The organism is Bacillus sp. CH_70 (assembly GCF_038007045.1).
Lineage (GTDB): Bacteria > Bacillota > Bacilli > Bacillales > Bacillaceae_G > Bacillus_A > Bacillus_A cereus.
In genome coordinates this window covers 167,683-188,218 of sequence record NZ_JBBOWL010000002.1, presented here as the reverse complement: position 1 = coordinate 188,218, position 20,536 = coordinate 167,683, and the positions used below count along the sequence as shown (strand labels likewise).

The window sequence follows — 20,536 nt, the reverse complement described above, 5'->3', positions numbered from 1 at the left end:
GTCATAAATTAAATACAAACTATCTTGAACTACTCCTACTTCCACATCGTTTAGAATTTTGGGATGAATGTCATGAAATAATAAAAAAGAAAGGGCTTATCTTTAAGTAATCCTTAACATAAGCCCCTCCTTCTATCTAATTATTTAAACACATTCGTTTCCATCACTCTATACAGCAATTTCTATAACAATGCATTACCTATTTCAAATAGTGAAAACTACAAATTAGTTGAAAAATTAAACGTTTATGCAGTTGGTGGGACTGCACTATTACCACCAATTTCCATTATGCATATAATTGAAAAATTAGTCCATTTCTAAATTTATAATGAGGCTACACTGAATATTATTAGAATGTTGATATAAGACACTTCACTACACTAAAAATATACCCAGAAGTACTTTCCACCTCATATGATTAAAAGTACAACATATAGGCTCTTATGCTATTACACATAAGAGCCTATATGACTAGTATTATAAACAACTATTTATATAAAAGTCTTTCATACTAAATAAAAAAGACATCTACAATTATTCTGGGAAAATGAAGCTAGAGTTCCCTTCACTATTAGCTGAATCCTCTTTTGGGAATGTAATAGTAGATCCTTCATTTCCCTTATTTCCATTATTTATTTCTTGTTCCTCAGGAAATACAATGGAAGAATCGTTATTTAAGTTTGGTGAAAAACCAAGTTTAGATAAAATGGCTTTTAAGTCAGGTAACACACCAATTTTATCGGCAGTTGGATCATTAGATTTCGTTCCAGTACTAGAATCACTTAAAATATCCCTAAGCTGTCTTGGTGTATATACTCTCCCCTGATTATTTTTTACAATTCCTTGAATTGATGCTGCAGCACCAGCAATAATAGGCGATGCACTAGATGTTCCAGCAAAACTAGATGTATATAGATTTGTTATAAATTCACTTGGTTTAGCATCTGTAGTATCTACTGCATTCCCCCATCCATACACATCCACTCTACTACCGTAATTAGAAAAATATGAACGCTTATGAGGAACCCTTGCAGAAGCTGCCCCAACCATAATTGCCCCTGAATCTTTAAAATCAGGACTATTACGATTTAAAACTTGTTTACCATTACGGTCTCTAAATTGATCCAAGTCATTTCCACCGTTTGCACCTGCTTCAATAATAATAATTCCCTTATTTGTTCCCATACGAATTGCATCAAATATGTCTGGTTTTACTTCCACTGGAAAATAGTTCTTATCTCCATATCCATCGTAAGTTGCTTGTGCCTCTAGTAAAAGAATATCTCCAGCTTGCATATTGTTAACCGCACTTAAAATAGCATCAGCTGTATTATAATTTCCGTTATCCCTAATCTGGGATACAACCTTTACCTTAGCCTTTGGTGCAATCCCAATTCCACCTATGTTATTATCCTCTGCAGAAACAATTCCTAAGACTGAGGTACCATGATCATGGTGTTCACTCTTATTCTGTCCGGACATCAATTCAATCTTTTGATTCACTAAATCTTCATGACTTAATAACCAACCATACTCCATATCTACGAAAGTAGTTCCTTTTCCGTCCCCACCTTTTATACTCCAGGCATAAGGTGCATTAATTCCTAATGGTGCTGGTTCAAGGTAACCTTGTCTTGTAAGTCTAGGCTCATCATATGGATTAACAGATAAATTTGGTAAACGCTCTTCAGGTGGCGTTTCTTCTTCCTGTAAATACGCCGTTTCAATAAGAGATGATTTCTCAAACTTTGCAAGTAAGGCTTGTACATCAATATCACCTTGGTTTTCTACAATATAATAGTTTAGCAAATTGGAAGAAATATGTTCGGAGTCGTTTATTTCTCTACCTAAATTTTTAATTTCTTTAGGATTTAAAGAACTAAAAAGTCGATTTATAGTTACATTTGGGTATTCGTTTAAAATTCCAATTAATTCAGGATCTTGTTTTTCTTCTTTAATGAATTTTTCTATTCCATCCTGATATGGCAAATTTGCCTCATTTTTAAATTTCAAAATTAATTGTTTCGTAACTTGCTTATGTACAGTAGAATTCAATTGCTTATTTGAATAATTGTAACTAGCTGCATAGGCAACTTCTGATTTATCACTTGGAAGTAGCCCACCCACCCCATTAAATGCTGTTAACGCAATTGAAGAAACTATAATTCCCTTAAAAATTTTCAAAATGTGCACCTCTTTTAATTTATATATGATTATAAAATGCTTTATATGGCCTTAATTCTTTTTATATAAGCTTCTTATATTTCCAACTCCGTTCATTTTTTAATATTTGCTTAAACATCATTAATGCAACTACTTCACACCATTAAACCTATTAATTTAGCCGCATAACTGTAACCATTATAGTTACAACTATAACAAATAGTCAATCTAATTTTTTATGCAATTTCGCATTTTAAAGAATGTCTAATTGTATCCACTTAGTCCTAAATATTTTAAATAGATGTTAGGCTTCTATCATTATAGGTAATTGCATATATGTAATATAAAGCATATAAGGAGGTTAAAACGTGGTAATCTCAAGACAAGATTCCTGGACTAACGATAACGATTTACTTCTCGCATCAACAGTACTCCAGAATATTTGTAACGGTGGAACACAGTTAGCTGCATTCAAAGAAGTAGCAAAACTACTAAATAGGACACCTGCAGCTTGTGGATTTCGTTGGAATTCATACGTGAGAAAACAATACCAAGAGGAAATACAACAAGCAAAACAAAATCGAAAAGTGGGAAACAGTATTTCCCCCTCTCAACAAAAAAAAGAAGCAAACTCTTTATCTATGACATTAGATGATATTATTCTCTTTCTACAAAATTATAAAAAAACAAATGAATTTACAAACTTACAAAACCAAATAAAAAATTTAGAAGCAGAAAACCAGTCCCTTCTACAACGTGTAACTATGTACGAAGAAGAGTATCGTATGTTACTTAATCATATTGATAGGTCAAGAAGTTTAGTTGTAATTGATTAAAAGAAGCAGTAAATTACTTTTATACACTTAGGTCATAACCTAAAAAATTTATATATATGAGTTAATTTAAATACTAATAAATAAAGTGCACGTTTACTAATAATAAACGTGCACTTTATTTAATTCTTAAAACATAAAATTTAATTTTCAACTTATTAACAATATTAAACTTAAGATGTTTGTTTTATAGGTATTTCTTTACTTCTATTCTCAATAAGTCTATCTAAAAGTAAGTAAACAAATCCAGAAATAATACAACCTACACCTAAGATTGTAAATAACATATGCCCTAAAAGCTGATCCAGTAATACACCGCCTAGAAGAGGTCCAAATACATTACCTGTAATCCATTGCAGATTAGCCGCTCCCATATAAGTTCCCCTCAAATGTTCTGGAGCTATATTAGCAACAAATGTCATTTGAACAGGTGACATAATCATTTCCCCTACTGTATAAACTGTATAAGCTATTAATAATGAGCTTAGGATAACTAAATCATTTGCGTCTATTACATGAAACCACTTTGGTAACCACCCTATTGCTAAAAGGCCAATGCCAAAAAGAATGGCACCATATAGCATTGATTTACCAATTGATTTGTGAGTTAACCACTTTGAAATTGGAAATTGAAAACATACAACCAATAAGCCATTTACAGTCATTAAATATGGAAATGGATTACTATTTCCAAAAATCATTGTATCCTCATTACTAAAATGAAGTGGTAACATACCTTCCGATTGTGAGAATCCCATAAATATAATGATTCCTGTCACTATATAGAATAGAAATATTCTATCTCTTATAACAACTCTTAACGTAAATCTTATTGACTGTTTATGTGCTTCCTCATGTATTATGATATTTTTAGGTTTTGTTTCCTTTAGAAACAATAACATTAATATTGTATAAAACAGCATGGTTCCAGAAGTAATCAAAAATATGACATCTTTTGATACAACCACAACTGCTGCACCAATGATAGGGCCTATCGCAGCTCCTATATTATGAGCCATTCTAAGTAATCCATATGCCTCAGTTCTTTTTTCGGGTTCTGTTACATCGGTAACCATTGCAGATGCCGCTGGTTCAAAGAAAGAATTACATAGCCCTAAACCAATAGATAAAATGGCATATGCTATAAAACCATCAATAAACAAAAAAACAAGCATTAGTAGCCCATTACTGGCCATAGAGAGTACCATAGTTGGTTTCCGACCATAAGTATCCGCTATATGCCCTCCAATTAATGAACCAAAACTTGCCGCGATTGGGGATAAGGCTATAATTATACCTACCTCAAGTAGAGAATCCACTTTGTCCTTCAAATATAATGCAAAAAATGGCATTAACATCATCATTGCAATACCATTTAAAGCTTCTCCGATAAAGCGGATCCAGACATTAAGGTCCATCCCCCTTAATTCTTTCCATGTACTCCTCATATAGTTACCTCGCCTATGCTCAAAGTATATTTTTATCCCAACAAAAGTTTTACTATATTATTATTAAAATCTAAATTTAGTCGGCTATGCTGAAACCTCCGAAAAACCTATCTTTTGATAAAGTAATACAAACTTGTCCCTATAATTTCTAATGCCTCCTGCATACGTTGAGGAGAAATATTTTCTAAAACGGTATCTTGAGGTGTATGGAATACCTTTTCAACATGATAAATTAGAGGATTCCAGCTCTCTACATCCATCCAAATAAATAGTGCCGAGGAAATTCCAGCTTCGTTAAATGGTACATGATCACTAGAATCAAACTTTCCAGTTAATACAACCGATTTCCCTAATGCTTTACTAGTAGCTACCGCAGTATTTGTTACTTCATTTTGAGAACCATCTAGTGTCATTGCATATAAATCCTTAGCCTGGTGATAACTAGTCGCTATCATATCTGCATTAAAAACCCCTAGAATATGTTTCTTATCTGTTGTAGATAACTGATTAACATAATGGTAAGCACCTAAAGATTCATTTTCTTCTGCTCCAAAGGCTATGAATTGAATTTCTTTATTAGTCTCTATATCTTTAAAATTGTATGCTAACTCTAATAAAAGTCCTACGCCGGAAGCATTGTCATTTGCTCCAGGTGCTCCGATAACACTATCATAATGAGCACTCATTATTGCTACATCCTCTTTATCTGTCTTGTATTTGGGCTTTTTTTTCGCAATAACATTTAATGAACTCAAATTCATTTCGTGTTTTGCCTTTAAACTAACTATATTTTTATTATGCACTATCTTATCTTTCATTCTTATTCCCTGATTATAAGCAAGCCCAAATACAGGTATTTCTTGTTTCTTTTTTAGAACTGGGTTAAAGGCTTCTCCATAGTTGCCTCTATCCCCAATCGTACTATATAACAATACAGCTTTTGCTCCCTTTTCTGCTGCATACTCAACTTGTTCATTATATTTCTCATACGTATCAGCTTGTTCCAATAATACTATTTTCCCATGAATTGGTTCAGGTGAATTTTTAATATCATTCTCTTTTCCTATAGAAACTACCTGCCCCACGACAGGATCTTTAGGTATAGATGCATTAGATGCTGCTCCAACTTGCCATTCTTTTTCCCCATACATACTAAAAGAGATACTTCCAATATATTGATCTGGTACAGGAAATGCCTGATACTCCACTTCATACCCTAATTTTTTCAATGTATCTCCAATGTATGTAGCTGCTTTATGTTCTTCCTTAGTCCCACTTGGACGTGGACCAATTTTCTCAGACAGAAAACGTGTATGTTCAATAGCTCGACTAGCACGAACTTTATCTGCCATGCGAGAACTTTGGTCGTTCTTATTCATAGCATGTACTAGTATTACATCCTCAGATAAATTACTAAAAAGGAAAAGCAACAAAATCCCCAAAGTTACAATAAGCTTCTTTATAAGAGTTAGTTTTTTCATTTGTCCTCCCTATGATTAAAAAAGATTAATAGTAAAACCTTCCCTCCTAACACACTTACTTAGAAGAAAAGGTTCATTAAAATAATCTCTAACTCAAGTTTCATGTAAAAAATAAATAAGCCGATAGTGCCTTTTATATCTCCAAATAATTCATTTTTGTTTGCATATCAGTAATGTTCTTATGAAACCAATTAAGAGTCTCCCATGACCTCTTTCTATTCGTATAATCAGTTTCCTGAACCTCAAATACAATTCCTATGTTTTTATCCAAGGTATTGTTCTTCACTTTTAATAAAGCTTCATGTAATAAATTTTCATCAATAGATCCATTAACCGGATTCTCTCCCTCAAAGCAACGTACCTCACTATAAGGAATCGTTAAATGCTTAAAAGAACTAAAATGAAAATGTTTAATATGATCCATTAAGCTTAAATACTTATGAAAATCCTTATATTCAATTTCCTCTTGCCTTAATAATTTAGAAATACCTAAACGTGTAAGATAGGTTATAGACCAATGACATATATCCCATGTTATTCCAACGTTAGATAACTCCAAATTAACCAAATCAGTAAAATCTTCGGGATATATAAATATAGGATCAAAATCATCGCCCAAGTTTCCAATAATGGGTAGGTTTTCAACGCCAATCCATATATCAGTTCCTTTTATTTCTTCATCTAGCATGTTAAAGAACTCTATAATCCTTTTTCTATTATCAAGAAGATTATAGCTCTGAAATTCCGCGACATTCATGAATTGATTAGCATGCACCGTTATACCAGATGCATTATACTTTATAGCAAGGTCAATAAATTCATATAGTTGCTTTTTAATAAATTCATCATTGAGATAGTCTGCATTATCAGTAGGAAAATGCAGCGTTAACAAGGATGGATTAAGGGTTTGAACAAAAGAAAGAACCTCTGAAAACCTTTTTGTATATGAGTTATCAAATAAAGATTTTCCATCAAAAATATTTGCTTCTAATCCATAGCCTTTTTCAACCCATTTTAAGTCAATTTGTTTACTATCTAAACCAAAGAACGGGACCTGTGGTATTAACATATTCTCTTCACCTACCATGTCCCCCTTACTAACATAAATGCCTCAGCCGCTTGGTATCCAGATTTGGCACCCCATACCATTGCGTTATGTCTCATTGCTTCTATAGAGCGTGGATGAGGAAATTCCCTTAACTCAGATTCATAATGTCTCATTGCACTTAATTTCTCCTCCAAATGATCTTCAATATTCACAAAATAATTAGGAAGAAACTTATCTTTTTCATTATAATTCCACTCTGTAGAAGATAAAGTTTCATATGCAAATACCCATTTGATATTAGTATCTGGCAGAGGGCGTGTCGCTGTCATTACTGCTCTGTAAACAACAGTATGATCAATATTTATATCTCCACCATATTGAGTATAAATAATTGTAGGGTTTATTTTTTCAATGTGACTTTCAATCTCTTTCACTACATCAAGTAAAGGTAATGTATCAAGACGATTATCAGGGAAATCTAGTCTTGCAAAACTCTTTACACCAAGTGTAGTACATGCCCCCTCTGTTTCTTTATAAGATAAGTTCTTAACCTCTAAATCTAGCTCTTTATATTCTTTAGCTCTAGAAGATTTTCCCTCTGCAAGTATTACAACATGTACATCATCACCTTGTTTCACGTGTTTCGCTATTGTTCCACCAACACCAATTATTTCATCATCCGGATGAGCGGCAAATACAAGTACATTCATAGAATTTTAGACTCCTTTAATTAATTTTTCTGTTTCCTTTGGCCCACAATTTAGTAAAATATCTAAAATAGACAAATGTGGTATAAATTCCCCAAATAATTGCTTGTAGGAATAATCTCTTATTCTTTGGTAGATAATTTCTATATTCTCATTCTCAAAGTCATTTTTGTTTAAATAATCTTGCCCTAAACTTCCAGAATAATAAGTACTGGCATTAAATTTCTGACACAATTCTAATACAAAATCACTTTTCTTACCTGTAATCCCTTCTAGATCTGATACATAATATAGCTCCGTATCAATATTTAATTCACGGATAATAAAATGAATAAAATTCATGTTCATATCATTTAAATTAATCCAATCTTCTGAATAAAAACCTTCTAAATAATCCTTATATACATTAAAATAAGGTGCATTAGAATAATTAATTCTTATCGTTTTCCAATGCTTCCGTTCCCAATCTTGAGTATTGTCTATCTTTAACTCATTAAATGGAATTTCTTTATAATTCTTCGTTTGTATTGGAACCGTTAGCCAAGACGCTCCTTGTGAAGTCTTAATACGATTCCTATTTAAAAAACCTTTTTTTTCAAATTGTGCTATATCATGAAATACAAACACATCTGATTTATGAATTTTTTCAAAAAAACCATACCAAGGTAAATAACTTGGTTGGTGGCCACTAATAATCATAGTTTAAATCCTTTCTTTTAAACAAAAACATTTTTTCAAAGCTGCCCCCCAGTATATCTTGGGTCTAGCAATCCCTTTATTATGTGAATATCCTAAATCCGCATACTTTAATTTATTATGAATTGCTAATTCAAACGCATCATTTAGTAGTAAATATGAAGATTGCGAATTTTTTCCTTTGGTATTATTAATATTAATCCAGTAATATAAAACCTGTTTATCCATTATAAAAAGGCTAGAACTAATTAGTTCTTCTTCTAAGAATGCCCCTAAAAAAAGAATTTCTTCTTGTAAATTAAGAACTAAATGATAAAAAAACTCTCTACTAAATGAATAACTAGCTCCTATACTGTTATTATGTTCTTGATATAATTGGTAAAACTCATCTAATTCCGCTACAGTTATAGGACGAATTTCAACATTCTGTTTACGTGCATACCTAACACTTGTCCTAGCTTTCCCAGAACACGATGTCCATAAATCCTCAAACTTATTTGGTAGATCTAACATATAAGTTTCTTTATAATCCCACTTTTCCTTACTATAACTTTGAAAAGGATTTATCGTTATAGGTAATAAAAGCTTTTGAATTTTATTTTCAAACTTCTTATTTATTATGGATTCATAAACTGAAAAATCTAATTTATCTTGGCCGATTATTATTGGGCCACCATAACCAATTAAACTTCCCAATAGCCTACCATCTTGTACATACATAGGAGATAAAACTACTGTATCTCGTGTTTCTATTAGTACTGGGAAAAATTGAACACCAGGTAATAATTCCATTAACTTTCCCCATTCGAAACTATGAAATACAGAACCATTATATTCTTCCATACAAGAATCCCAGTATTGGGCGTCAGTACATATTTCGATTTCCATATAATCACCTTTTAATTCTTATTCTCTAAATATTTTAGAATTTGACTACATATATACTTAAGGTCCTTGTCTACTAAAGGATATTTAAAAGGTATTGATAATACCCTTGGCCATAAAAAATCTATATTTTCTGACTCGGTTGCGTACTTCGAAAAAATAGGGATTTCACTCAGAGGTAAATAGTTCCAACAAGTTTGTATACCTTTTTCCGCTAAATGTACAGAACACTCATACCTATCAGATGGTTCTTTGAATATAATGGTAAAATAGTTCAAATAAACGTTCTGAGTTGAAAATATAATCTTAACGCCATACTTTTCTTCAATTTCCTGCAGCATTGTATAACACAGACTAGCGTTACATATATTCATTTCTAAAATCTTCTTTGTTTTCTGTAGGTGTTTATCAATTAACAATGAACGTACTATAGACATTCTTTTTGGGTTTATAACTTCCGTTTTCTCCGGTAAAGAATCTAATTTACTATTATTATAGGAGGGCAGAATCTCTAATTTCCTCCAATAATTAGTAAATAAGCTCAGTACTCTACTCTTTTTTATTCTTATACCTAATTGTGTTTTTAAATGATTCTTATAATCTAAAATCACTTCTTCCTTCTTTTCTTCATCCATGTCACACAATTCACTTATTGTACGATTAAGAAGTAACGCTCCTCCCCCAATACTTGGGATTGGTTTCGTTCCCCCAAAACTTAAAATACCAATGTCGCCTAAACTACCAACTGGCTTTCCATTTTGATAAGAAAACATTGCTTGTGCAGCATCATCGATGATATAAATATTATTTTCTCTAGCCCAGTCAATAATTTCTAAATCATCATGACATCCATACAAGTGCGTAAGAATAATTGCCTTTGTATTAGCATTCAAATGTTTTTTTATTTTATTAAGAGAAATTGAATGATTAGTGTTTAAATCAATTAATACAGGTTTTGCTCCCACCGTTAATATTGCTTCTATCACATTAGGACAATTAAAGTTTGATAGAATCACTTCATCTCCCTTTGCTACTTTTAAGTACTTTAAACCAACCACTAATGCAGATGTACCGCTATTAGTTAATACAATTTCTGCATCCGGATAAAGAGCTTGAAGACTTTTTTTAAGTTTAGAATCATTAGGTCTATATACACTTTTCAAAAAAAATACATGATCAGATATACTCCAAAGAGAAGAATATATGGGATACTTAATTTTCTTTGGATTCTTAGGATATAGATACTGTGTTTCCATACTTCTCCCCTATTATTATCTCTAGTCCTTTATCTAATGAAATAATTGGTTGATAGTTTAAAAATAATTTAGCTTTCTCTATTGAAGGGATTCTTCTAAAGATTTCAATGCTAGAATTTCTGACTCCCTCTTCACCTAAATCAAGAAATTTAATTTTACTTTTATTTCCCATTAATTCATTAATTTTTATTGCTAGTTCTTCCATAGATATAGGTTTGTTATTGCCAACATTAAAATCTGCAAATTTCTCTCCTTCATATTCAAAGGCTAGTATAGTTCCGTTAACAATATCACTTATATAACTAAAACATCTAATTTGCTGTCCATCTCCATAAATAGTAATATCTTCACCACTATGAGCTTGTTTTAAAAACTTAGAAATTACAAAGTTATCATTTTGTTGTGAACCGTATACATTAAAATAACGTACCACTCTGACTTTCAAACTATCACTAGCATATTCTTTCAAATAGTCTTCGGACATTAATTTAGCTTTTCCATAAGCTGATTTTGGAATTTTAATATCATTTTCTTTAAACGGAACACTCACGCCATCCCCATATACCTCTGAACTGGAAGAAAACAATAATTTTTCTATACCATTTTCGTTACATATCTGTACAATATTTTTCGTGCCTTCAAAGTTCACCCTCACTACATCTTCTTCATTTAAACGGCAATTATCAACACCCACTAATGCAGCTAAATGGATTACCCCATCGACATTAATAAGATTTTCTCTTAATGTTGCAATATCTAAAATATCAATTTCCTTAAAAGGAACATCAATACTCGGTTTAAATTTATCAAATATAACTACTTCATACCCCCTTGCTAATAACTCCTTTGTAACATGTTTACCAATAAATCCGCTGCCACCAATAACCCCGATTTTCATAAATATTTACCTCCCTATTTTTAATTGATATAGACTTTTTAAAGACGTTATAATATGTTCAACTTCATTGTCTGTAAGAGCACTATACAGAGGTAATGAAATAATTTGATTAAATATTTCTTCCGTTTTAGGTAAATATACGTTAAATCTCTCTTCATAATACGGATGCATATGAACAGGGATAAAGTGAACACTAAGTCCAATATTTCTCTTTTTCATTTCCTGAATTACCTGATCTCTACTAACAGGGGAATTAGAATTAATTTTTATAACAAATAAATGCCATGCGTGTTTTACACTTGGATCGTTAGTATAATTAGGTAACGTTATATACTCTTGAACCTCCTTTAATTCCTCTTGGTACCTTTCAGCTATTCTCTTGCGTTTTTCAATCATTTCATCAGCTCTTTTTAACTGACTAATACCCAAACTAGCTTGTAGATCCATCATGTTATATTTAAACCCAGGTAATAGAACATCATAACGCCAGCTTCCTTCTTCACCATAACGATTCCATGCATTTTTCGTGATACCATGCCAACCATATAATCTAGCTTTTTCAGCAATCGATTCATTTTTAGTGACTAACGCTCCGCCTTCACCTGTTGTTATATTTTTTGTTGCATAAAAACTAAAACAAATGACATCTCCATGTGTACCAATTAAAGTATTATCATATTTTGTTCCTAATGCATGCGCTGCATCCTCTATCAAAAACAATCCGTATTCTTTACATAATTTTTGAAGTTCTTTTAATTTAGCCGGGTATCCAGCAAAGTGAACTGCAATAATTGCTTTCGTTTTTTTAGTGATTTTTCTTTTAACATCTTGAAGATCAAGACATAAATCCTCTTCATCTATGTCTACAAATACAGGTTTTGCACCTACATGCATAATAACGTTTACACTTGAACAAAAAGTAAAACTTGGAACTATTACTTCGTCTTCTAATCCAACTCCCAGAGACAGTAATGCTAAATGTAATGCGGCAGTCCCTGAATTACAACTTACTACATGTTCAGTATTCAGATATTCTTTTAAATTCTCTTCAAACTCTATCACTTTTGGCCCCTTTGAAAGCCATCCAGATTTAAGGGCAGAAACTACCCTATCTATATCTTCATCATTGATTTCTGGTCGATAAAAAGGAATAAACTCTACCATGTAATCACCTACAAACTTATAATATTTTTTTTATATACTGATTCATCTTTAAATATGTTTCTTGTGTCTAAAATTAAACAATTTACCTCATTAAGCAATTTAAAATTAATGCAATCATGATCTGTATGAACAATAATTAAAGTGTATTTGTCTAATTGACTTATGTTTAAATCTATAGATTTTTTCAATGTGTTATCGCCCACAATGAGTTCCTCTATAAACGGATCGTAATAATCCACGTTATAGTCTTCTATCATTAAATCATTCATAATATCCAAAGCTGGCGATTCCCTAGCATCATTAACATTCTTTTTATATGCTACCCCAACCATAAGAATATTCTTACCATCTTTATCATGTAGTAACTGTAGTGCTCTATTAAGAACATACTTAGGCATGTTTTCATTAATTTCTCTTGCCACATCAATCATTTTTGTTGCTAAGTCCTTATTATTTGCAATCCACTTAAAATAAATAGGATCAATCGGAATGCAGTGTCCTCCTACGCCAGGACCAGGATAGAATTTTTGAAATCCAAATGGCTTAGTTCCTGAGGCATCAATTACTTCCCAAATATTTATATTTAACTCATTACAAATTTGGGTCATTTCATTAATAAAAGCGATATTTATAAAACGATACGTATTTTCTAATAACTTAGCTGTCTCTGCTACTTCTGGACTGCTTACCTTATGAATATCCTTAATTAAATTACTATAGAAGGCTGCTGCACAATCGGTACAATTAGATGTAACTCCACCTACGATTTTTATAATATCTTGAATTGAAAACGATTGATTTGCAGGATCGATTCGCTCTGGAGAGTATGCTACAAATATATCTACACCAATTTTAAAATTAGTTTTCTGTTCTAATTTGTATAAAACTTCTTCTCTTGTAGTACCTGGATAAGTAGTACTTTCTAGAATAATTAATGTACCTTTTTTAATGTATTTAACTATTTCATCAACTGCTGAATGAATATATGTTAAATCTGGTTGTTTACTAGTTCTTTCTAATGGTGTAGGAACACATATAACTACAACATCACATTCGTTTATATCATTCATTTCTGTACTAACAAAAAATCTATTTGTATGTAAAGCATCTTGGATTTCAGTATCTTGAATATCGCTGATATAACTTATTCCACGTTCTAGTTTTCTTATTTTTGCTGAGTTTTTATCAAAACCTCTTACCGCATAACCTACTTCTAAACATTTAAGAGCTGATGGTAGTCCAACATAACCTAGGCCTACATATCCAATACACGCATTTTTATTTGCAATTTTTTCAACTAATAAACTTTTAGTTTCATTATTTAATACTGTGACCATTACTTATCACTTCCCCAAAAGATTTGATATTAAAATGCCAACTAGCAAATAATAACTGTGCGTTCTAAAATCCCATGGATGCATATAAAATACTGAATTAGCAACAAACTACATTCTAGCACTATCAATCCTCCTAATTTAATAAACATCTAAATTTGTAGAAATTCATGTGAAATATCAAGGTGTAATTTATATCTATAATATTCACACGTTATTTTTTGGGATTCAATTGATATTTTTCTATTTTTTTACTTTCTCAATATATAATAATATTTATAATTCAGAAAATTCTTTTTTGAAAAAACCAAATATTTATATATCATTAAAACAATATAATAGTTGTTATATCTACATTTAGTACGATTTTCATCCTTGAATAAATAAAAAAATCACGCCAATAATTATCCAATAAGTCCCATCAGTTGGTTGTTTAAATGAACATTTACCATAACTAAAATGGATGAATTTTATATTTTTACTTTTTATTAAAATTAATGGAAAAAGAACTATCTGAATTATAAAAAACAATTTGAAATATATTCAAATTGTTGACATAACAGATGAATTTATTAACACTTGTTGATTTTGTAATAATTCTCAAATACATATACTCCCTAATGCTACCCATAAATCATAATGACGCATTACATCAAAAAAATCGCAACCCTCTACATTTAAAGGGTGTTGCGATTTTTTTGATGTAAATAATTTTTATAAATTTTGCGTTAACCTAATCATATCCATACATTGAATACCATTTTCATATATTTCTTCATTATAATTTCGTAAGAAAAAGTCCTTATCCACACTAGTTATTCTAAAACCACATTTTTGATAAAGGCCTAATTGCATTAAACTAGAATTTCCTGTGCCTATTTCTATAGTTTTATATTTTTCTTTTTTAGCATAATCTATAGCAAATTTAAGTAGGTATTTCCCATATCCTTTTCCTTGCTCTTTTTCGGAAACTGCTATATTAATAATCTCAATTGTTTCAGTTCGGGTAGGAATTAAAATCATAATACCTACAGTAACAGCATCTTTTTTTAAAACAAAACAATCTCCCTTTTTAAGATACCCATTAACTACTTCTGTAGAGGGATCGGCTAGCAATAATAACTCCATTTCTTCCATGTTAATACTTGCACTTTTTTCTATATTAATTCCATCCCCATTATTTAATTCCATTTCTAACATCCTCCCAATTAATATTTTCAATTAATATCTTAAATGAATTCCTTCTTATAAGACAATATCAACAACAATATTAACATTTTATAATAGACAGAGTAATGAGAAATCCTTTTGAATTTTATAGAATGAATCTAATAAAATATGATAAAAACTATAAATTTCCCACTTTAAATTCGCTTAATCCTTATAATAGGTATATATGTTATTTTATTTCTGTTTTTTCATCTCTTCCATTTCTTCTTGCCATGTAGCACCAAAACCACCTGATGGCGTATTCCAACGGTCTTCTTGTCGTTTAATGCGTTCCATGTCTGCATCACTCGGCTTAAATTCTTCTACTTCCTTACGTTGCTGTTCCTTATTATGATGTTGTTCAACTTCTTTATTATTAGGTTTATGATTGGTAGTAGCTTCTTCGGACTTATTATCTGCCTCTACACCTGCTGTACTAGATGCGGGTTTATCGTTGGCTTCAACATTCTTGCCTTCGTTCCTTTGAGACGTGTGGTTGTTTGACTTACTCTCACTAGATCGCACGCCTACGTTTTTTTCTTCCTCCCAACGATTATTTTTTACATCCCATCCAACAGGAATGACTGAATACATTTCCTTATCTTGACCAACATATTCCGCACCAAATAAATTACCATCCTTAAATTGAACTTGTATCACCGCTTCTGGCGCCTCATAAGTATATTCAATTAATTCAGTATCAAATTTCTTAGTTTTAATTGCACTTGTCGCATTACGGTGTAACACCTTAGCTACTTCTTCATATGGCATACCATGTTCAAGTGCTTCAAAGTAATCGACAGGCATCGTAGAACTACTTTCATCTGATGGAAGCTGATACTGCACAAAATCAACTTTATCTTCTCTATTTTTCGTATCAAGCGCTTTGTTTTCGTTATCCTTTGGCACGTTATCATCCAACTTTTCCGTGTCCTTTAATTCATCATGCTTTGTTTCATCTACCTTCTTATCGGCTTGCGCGTCCTTCTTCACTTCCTGCTCACTCTTAGGCGTGTCTTTCTTGGTAGAGGCGTTCTCCTGACCACACCCCACTAATAAACTTGACAACAATAATCCTGCTACTAGATACTTTTTCATGTTCATTCTCCCTGTTTGCGCTATATTTATACAATAACAATAGCGTATTTACCTTATATTACCTTATTTCCTTTCGTAATACTATAACAATATATTAAAATATACAACGATTTAATTCTCTATTATGCTATCTATTACGAGACATCTTACGAATTTAATTCTCTCAATCACGCTACGGCTTTCTAACACTTCTTTTGCACACTTTCTTCTTCCCCCAAGATGCACCTCTAATGGAAACAAATGAACAAAATTTCGATAACCTGGTATGTATAGGTACTTATATAAATCAATAATTGATACGTTCACTGTATCGATCAGTCTGGCATTCCAATTAACCTCAATATTCACCCTAACATGCGTTTCTCATTGTAAATAAAAAAACAGCGAATCCTCCATGTAAGAGAATCCGCCATCATAAGTAACTAATTATTTCATATCTATTCTTTCTTTTACTTTCGCTGTGAGCTCGTCTCTCTTCACTTCCTCCCAACCAAACTTTCCTAAGTAATATACACGCAGGGGTGCTTCTTTACGAAAATTCAAGTTGTACCGCTTGTATCATTTCACTGTTTACAAAATACAGTTAGGAACAAAATGCTTCCACTTGAACAACCATTTTGTTCCATGTCGGTTACAATCCTTTGTAGAGTATCAGTATCGGTATGTTCAAGTTTAATATTTTTTTTACCAGAACCCACAATTATATTTGGTTCAACCGTTCCCATCACTACCATATCTTTATCAGTGATTATCTTCACCGTTTGATTTTAAATTATAATTTTTTCATAATATATGCAGAAGAAATATAACCTACTAGTTTTTGATCTGCAGTTTTAACTGGATACCATACAAACTGATTGCTACTATCTACAGATTCATCATATGCAGCGTTTCCTTGAATAATCAAGTTGGTATTTTTACTTAACGGTTTCCCACTTGAAGCGGAAGTAGGTTTAGATCTTAAATTTACGCCATCTCTTGTTACAAGTACTTGATCACCTGTTTTTAGGTGATAGATAGAAGAATGTAGATTTGTTAGTGTGTACTCCTTCTTTTTAAATATAATATTTGTGCTCGTGTTAGGATCATATTCGAAATCAGCTGTACTGAAAGGAAACTGACTCAATTTTGTATCATTTAAAAAACTGTATTGTTCTAGAATAGAAAATACTTTTTCCTGATAAGCGTTTAAATTTTTTTGACCAGTAGCTTTATACAAAGGACTGTTTGCAGGTTTTGTTCCATTATAAGCCATAACGGAAAAGTACCAGTTTTCGATTACTTCTGGTCCAGCAGCTTTTACCTTAGGAAGATCTGTTCGCTGATACATACTATGAAGAACTTTAACACCTGCTTCAATATTATAATTAATATCATATTTTAACTTTTGTTGATCGAACTGAGGTTGATTGGTAATTTGCATAATCCCAATTCCACCGTCTTGCGCTATGATTGGCTGGCCGTTTCCATCAAATTGTTTCCATCCACTTTCTTGTGTAGCTACTGCTTTTATAACTTCAGGAGGAACATTTTCTTTTAATGCTGCGTTCGTTAGTAGGCAATTTATGTGCTGACGAGAGGGATTTTGGTTTGGCTTAATTTCACCATATGGCTCACACGTAGATGCAGCAGAGACATCTTCATAGGACCAACAAAATATCATGAAGCAAGCCAATATCCCTACTCTTAGTAATTGTACTTTCATTCTAGTATTCTCCAATCTATTTAATAATATATACTTATACACATTTTACCATAATATATTTCTAATATTCTATATTTTAAGAATGCATAAGGGTAATCACGATAGTGGTAATGGGACACCATGGTCTTGCATGTCAGCCATAGCAGAAATGGACTTCGCCTTTGGTAACAAGAATCCTACTAATGTTAGTCAACTTGCCTCTTTAGAGATAGGAGCTTCAATTTAAATAATGCGTTCTAAAACACTACTCTTCTTCTAAAATAGCGTAATAATATTCATCCCACCATTCATTCCCATGTGGTATACACTTCCTGAAATAGCCTTCCCTTCTCATTCCAATCTTCTCCATCACTCGATATGATGGTATATTCTGTGGCTGACATGTAGCTATAATTCTATGTAACTTCAATTCCTTAAACCCATATTCCAATGTAGCTTGTGCTGCTTCAGAAGCATATCCTTTATTGAAATATTTAGGATTGAACACCCAACCAATCTCATATGTATGCTCACCAAAATATTTATGAAAAACAATATGACCAATTAGGATATTTTCATCTATTAATACCACAGGAAAGTTCTTAGCGCTTTTACCAATGTTTTCATTCACAAAGTTCCTTGTATCTTCTTCAGTAAAAACCCCTTCAGGTATGTATTTCATAACATTGATATCTGATGTATACTCATGAACAACTTGCCAATCTTTGAACTCAAATTTTCGTATTAATAATCTTTCTGTTTTTATAAACATTTACTTTTCCCCCTCAAAAAATTGCAACTATATTTAAAATCCACTTTTAACCCTTAAAACAAAAAGAACTTGTAGGAATCTCCACAAGTTCTTTTTGTTTTAAGGTGAATATACGGGCCAAACAAACTATCTTACAGCTTGACTGTAGAAGCTTTAGGGGTAATACTTTGATAAATATATTATATAACAAATATTAACATCTATGGGATTTATTTTTGAAAATTATGTGAATTAAGAAAGGAAGTAGTTTTTTCTTAGATATTATTGTTAATAACTGAGTATCACTATATTTCATTCTGCAACTTATTTAGAAGAGCTATGTACATTTCGAAGAAGTTCTTCAATAAGTTTTGTTTTTTCATTTACCTTTGTGGCATATGTGAAATCACCATAACAATATGGATACCTAAAATTATTTTTATTTCCACCACAAGTATACATCGCTGGATTTTGATCAACTTTTATCTTAGAAAACTTTTTGGCTGAATCCTCCGAGTGTTGTTTAACTTCTTGACTAGCAACAAAATCAATATACCCTGGCCCCATATTATAGCTTTGAATAATTGTATCCATGCTAACATCCTTGTCCTTTCCATATTTGTACATTTTAGCAAAGTGTTTTACCCCTTGTTCAATGCTCAAGCTTGTCTCTTGAATTTCATTTGGCTTTAATCCAAGCGATTCGGATGACTGCATAGGATCGTTTCCCTCACCTCTACTCTCTTGGTACATAATTCCTAATAAAACTGCTGTTTTCTCTCCTAAATTATATTTTTCTAATTCTTTTTTCAAGGTAGATTCATATTGCAATACACGTTTTTCGGTGGCTAGCGCTTTATTTTGTTGAATATTGGTTTTATGATTAAAATATAGCATTGCAAGTATAATTCCTAAGCCCAAAATACTAATAAGGAACACTTTTATAATTTGTTTTTTACTTGTATCCTTCATATATTCCTCCTCGTATAAAAAATTCAATTTTTCAAAGGTAATTGGTTATTTACAAACTATGTAATGGACATCTATCTCCCGCCCTTTTTAGACTCAAACATCAATACTTTAAGGTTTTAAGTTTAATATAAAAGTTTAAAGATAGGGTAAAGATAAGATAAAGATAAGATAAAGGGCATTTTTTATACGTACTTTAAAAGATATTGGTACAACGCGATATGTGGGACAAATCGTTGATATAAATGGATTTAGTAATAACGGAAAGGTTAACGTACAAATTATTAATTATGGAGATCTCATTCCGGAAGATTTACCTTATTTTTTCAATATGCTTTATATAAAAAACTACAACATAACATATAATAAAAAAACGGCGAACCCTCCACGTAGGAGAATCCACCATCACAAATAAATGATTATTTCACACCTAGTTTTTCTTTTGCTTTCTTAGGAAGCTCGTCTTCCTGCACTTCCTCCCAAGCTGTTACACCTTTTTTCTCTGAGTGATATACACGTAGGAATGCTTCTTTACGAAGATTCTTTTGTGCCATAAATTCTAACTCTTTTTCTTTACCTTCCTTATCAAAACCCGATAATGTATATTCATACTCCTTTCCCATCACTTTCCCATCCATAGATTTTGAAACTCCCTCTTTTCCATCTATTGTAATTTGAACGTAATATTCATCTTTACCCATACGATTGATATCACACCCAACTAGCAGACTTGCAAATACAACTAAAAGGCTAAAAAGTGCCATATATTTTTTCATATTGTTCACCTCATTGATTTTCTATACTACTGTAATCTTAATCTGTTTTCGTTTGAAGAGAAATTCAAAAACATTACGTCAACATTACATTTTCGAAAGATAATAAAATTACCTATACCAATATTTATAAATGTGA

18 protein-coding genes and 2 pseudogenes are annotated in these 20,536 nt (G+C 31.7%); 2 read left to right on the top strand and 18 right to left on the bottom strand.

The window, feature by feature from the left end; all coding sequences use genetic code 11:
• Positions 1-195: 195 nt before the first annotated feature.
• A pseudogene (locus N2V79_RS27915) lies at positions 196-321 on the top strand (DUF3221 domain-containing protein); the annotation flags it as partial.
• Between the two features lie 213 nt (positions 322-534).
• Here N2V79_RS27915 and N2V79_RS27910 read toward each other — a convergent pair.
• A complete protein-coding gene (locus N2V79_RS27910; protein ID WP_340720442.1) occupies positions 535-2,184 on the bottom strand; it encodes a S8 family peptidase in 1,650 nt (549 codons plus the stop codon).
• 347 nt (positions 2,185-2,531) lie between these two features.
• Here N2V79_RS27910 and N2V79_RS27905 point away from each other — a divergent pair, with 347 nt between their 5' ends.
• Complete coding sequence (locus N2V79_RS27905) at positions 2,532-2,999, top strand: RsfA family transcriptional regulator (RefSeq protein WP_322373609.1); 468 nt, start codon at positions 2,532-2,534, stop codon at positions 2,997-2,999.
• Between the two features lie 170 nt (positions 3,000-3,169).
• Here N2V79_RS27905 and N2V79_RS27900 read toward each other — a convergent pair whose 3' ends face one another.
• The 17 genes and pseudogenes from N2V79_RS27900 to N2V79_RS27825 all read right to left on the bottom strand — a co-directional run bounded on the left by N2V79_RS27900 (position 3,170) and on the right by N2V79_RS27825 (position 20,400).
• A complete protein-coding gene (locus N2V79_RS27900) occupies positions 3,170-4,444 on the bottom strand; it encodes an MDR family MFS transporter (protein ID WP_098851821.1) in 1,275 nt (424 codons plus the stop codon).
• Between the two features lie 107 nt (positions 4,445-4,551).
• Positions 4,552-5,925, bottom strand: a complete 1,374-nt coding sequence (locus N2V79_RS27895; RefSeq protein ID WP_340720441.1) for a M28 family metallopeptidase — start codon at positions 5,923-5,925, stop codon at positions 4,552-4,554.
• A 133-nt stretch (positions 5,926-6,058) separates the two neighbouring features.
• On the bottom strand, positions 6,059-6,994 hold the full coding sequence (locus N2V79_RS27890) for a TIM barrel protein (RefSeq protein ID WP_340720539.1): 936 nt from the start codon (positions 6,992-6,994) through the stop codon (positions 6,059-6,061).
• An 11-nt stretch (positions 6,995-7,005) separates the two neighbouring features.
• Complete coding sequence (locus N2V79_RS27885) at positions 7,006-7,683, bottom strand: PIG-L deacetylase family protein (RefSeq protein ID WP_098562112.1); 678 nt, start codon at positions 7,681-7,683, stop codon at positions 7,006-7,008.
• A gap of 6 nt (positions 7,684-7,689) precedes the next feature.
• On the bottom strand, positions 7,690-8,379 hold the full coding sequence (locus N2V79_RS27880; RefSeq protein ID WP_340720440.1) for a WbqC family protein: 690 nt from the start codon (positions 8,377-8,379) through the stop codon (positions 7,690-7,692).
• Between the two features lie 3 nt (positions 8,380-8,382).
• Positions 8,383-9,264: a GNAT family N-acetyltransferase gene (locus tag N2V79_RS27875; protein ID WP_340720439.1), complete on the bottom strand. Its 882-nt coding sequence runs from the start codon at positions 9,262-9,264 to the stop codon at positions 8,383-8,385.
• A gap of 11 nt (positions 9,265-9,275) precedes the next feature.
• On the bottom strand, positions 9,276-10,517 hold the full coding sequence (locus N2V79_RS27870) for an aminotransferase class V-fold PLP-dependent enzyme (protein ID WP_098562111.1): 1,242 nt from the start codon (positions 10,515-10,517) through the stop codon (positions 9,276-9,278).
• Positions 10,492-11,415 (bottom strand): NAD-dependent epimerase/dehydratase family protein, encoded by a 924-nt coding sequence (locus tag N2V79_RS27865; protein ID WP_000690428.1) that lies wholly within the window; start codon positions 11,413-11,415, stop codon positions 10,492-10,494. Before N2V79_RS27865 ends, N2V79_RS27870 begins: the two co-directional genes overlap by 26 nt.
• A 6-nt stretch (positions 11,416-11,421) precedes the next feature.
• A complete protein-coding gene (locus tag N2V79_RS27860) occupies positions 11,422-12,579 on the bottom strand; it encodes a DegT/DnrJ/EryC1/StrS family aminotransferase (RefSeq protein ID WP_098255196.1) in 1,158 nt (385 codons plus the stop codon).
• A gap of 8 nt (positions 12,580-12,587) precedes the next feature.
• Positions 12,588-13,916 (bottom strand): nucleotide sugar dehydrogenase, encoded by a 1,329-nt coding sequence (locus N2V79_RS27855; RefSeq protein WP_327898244.1) that lies wholly within the window; start codon positions 13,914-13,916, stop codon positions 12,588-12,590.
• Between the two features lie 711 nt (positions 13,917-14,627).
• Positions 14,628-15,104: a GNAT family N-acetyltransferase gene (locus N2V79_RS27850; RefSeq protein ID WP_109737176.1), complete on the bottom strand. Its 477-nt coding sequence runs from the start codon at positions 15,102-15,104 to the stop codon at positions 14,628-14,630.
• 213 nt (positions 15,105-15,317) lie between these two features.
• Positions 15,318-16,220 carry a hypothetical protein gene (locus tag N2V79_RS27845; protein WP_340720438.1) on the bottom strand — a complete coding sequence of 301 codons (903 nt, stop codon included), beginning with the start codon at positions 16,218-16,220 and terminating at the stop codon, positions 15,318-15,320.
• A 426-nt stretch (positions 16,221-16,646) separates the two neighbouring features.
• Positions 16,647-16,760, bottom strand: a pseudogene (locus tag N2V79_RS29295) (YxeA family protein); the annotation flags it as partial.
• Positions 16,761-16,992: 232 nt separating this feature from the next.
• Complete coding sequence (locus N2V79_RS27840) at positions 16,993-17,925, bottom strand: transglycosylase SLT domain-containing protein (protein WP_340720437.1); 933 nt, start codon at positions 17,923-17,925, stop codon at positions 16,993-16,995.
• Positions 17,926-18,169: 244 nt separating this feature from the next.
• Positions 18,170-18,676 (bottom strand): GNAT family N-acetyltransferase, encoded by a 507-nt coding sequence (locus tag N2V79_RS27835; RefSeq protein ID WP_071731702.1) that lies wholly within the window; start codon positions 18,674-18,676, stop codon positions 18,170-18,172.
• A 303-nt stretch (positions 18,677-18,979) separates the two neighbouring features.
• Positions 18,980-19,627, bottom strand: coding sequence for a lysozyme family protein (locus N2V79_RS27830; protein ID WP_340720436.1), 648 nt, complete (start codon positions 19,625-19,627; stop codon positions 18,980-18,982).
• 416 nt (positions 19,628-20,043) lie between these two features.
• Entirely contained in the window at positions 20,044-20,400 is a 357-nt protein-coding gene (locus N2V79_RS27825; protein ID WP_340720435.1) for a YxeA family protein, read from the bottom strand.
• Positions 20,401-20,536 lie beyond the last annotated feature (136 nt).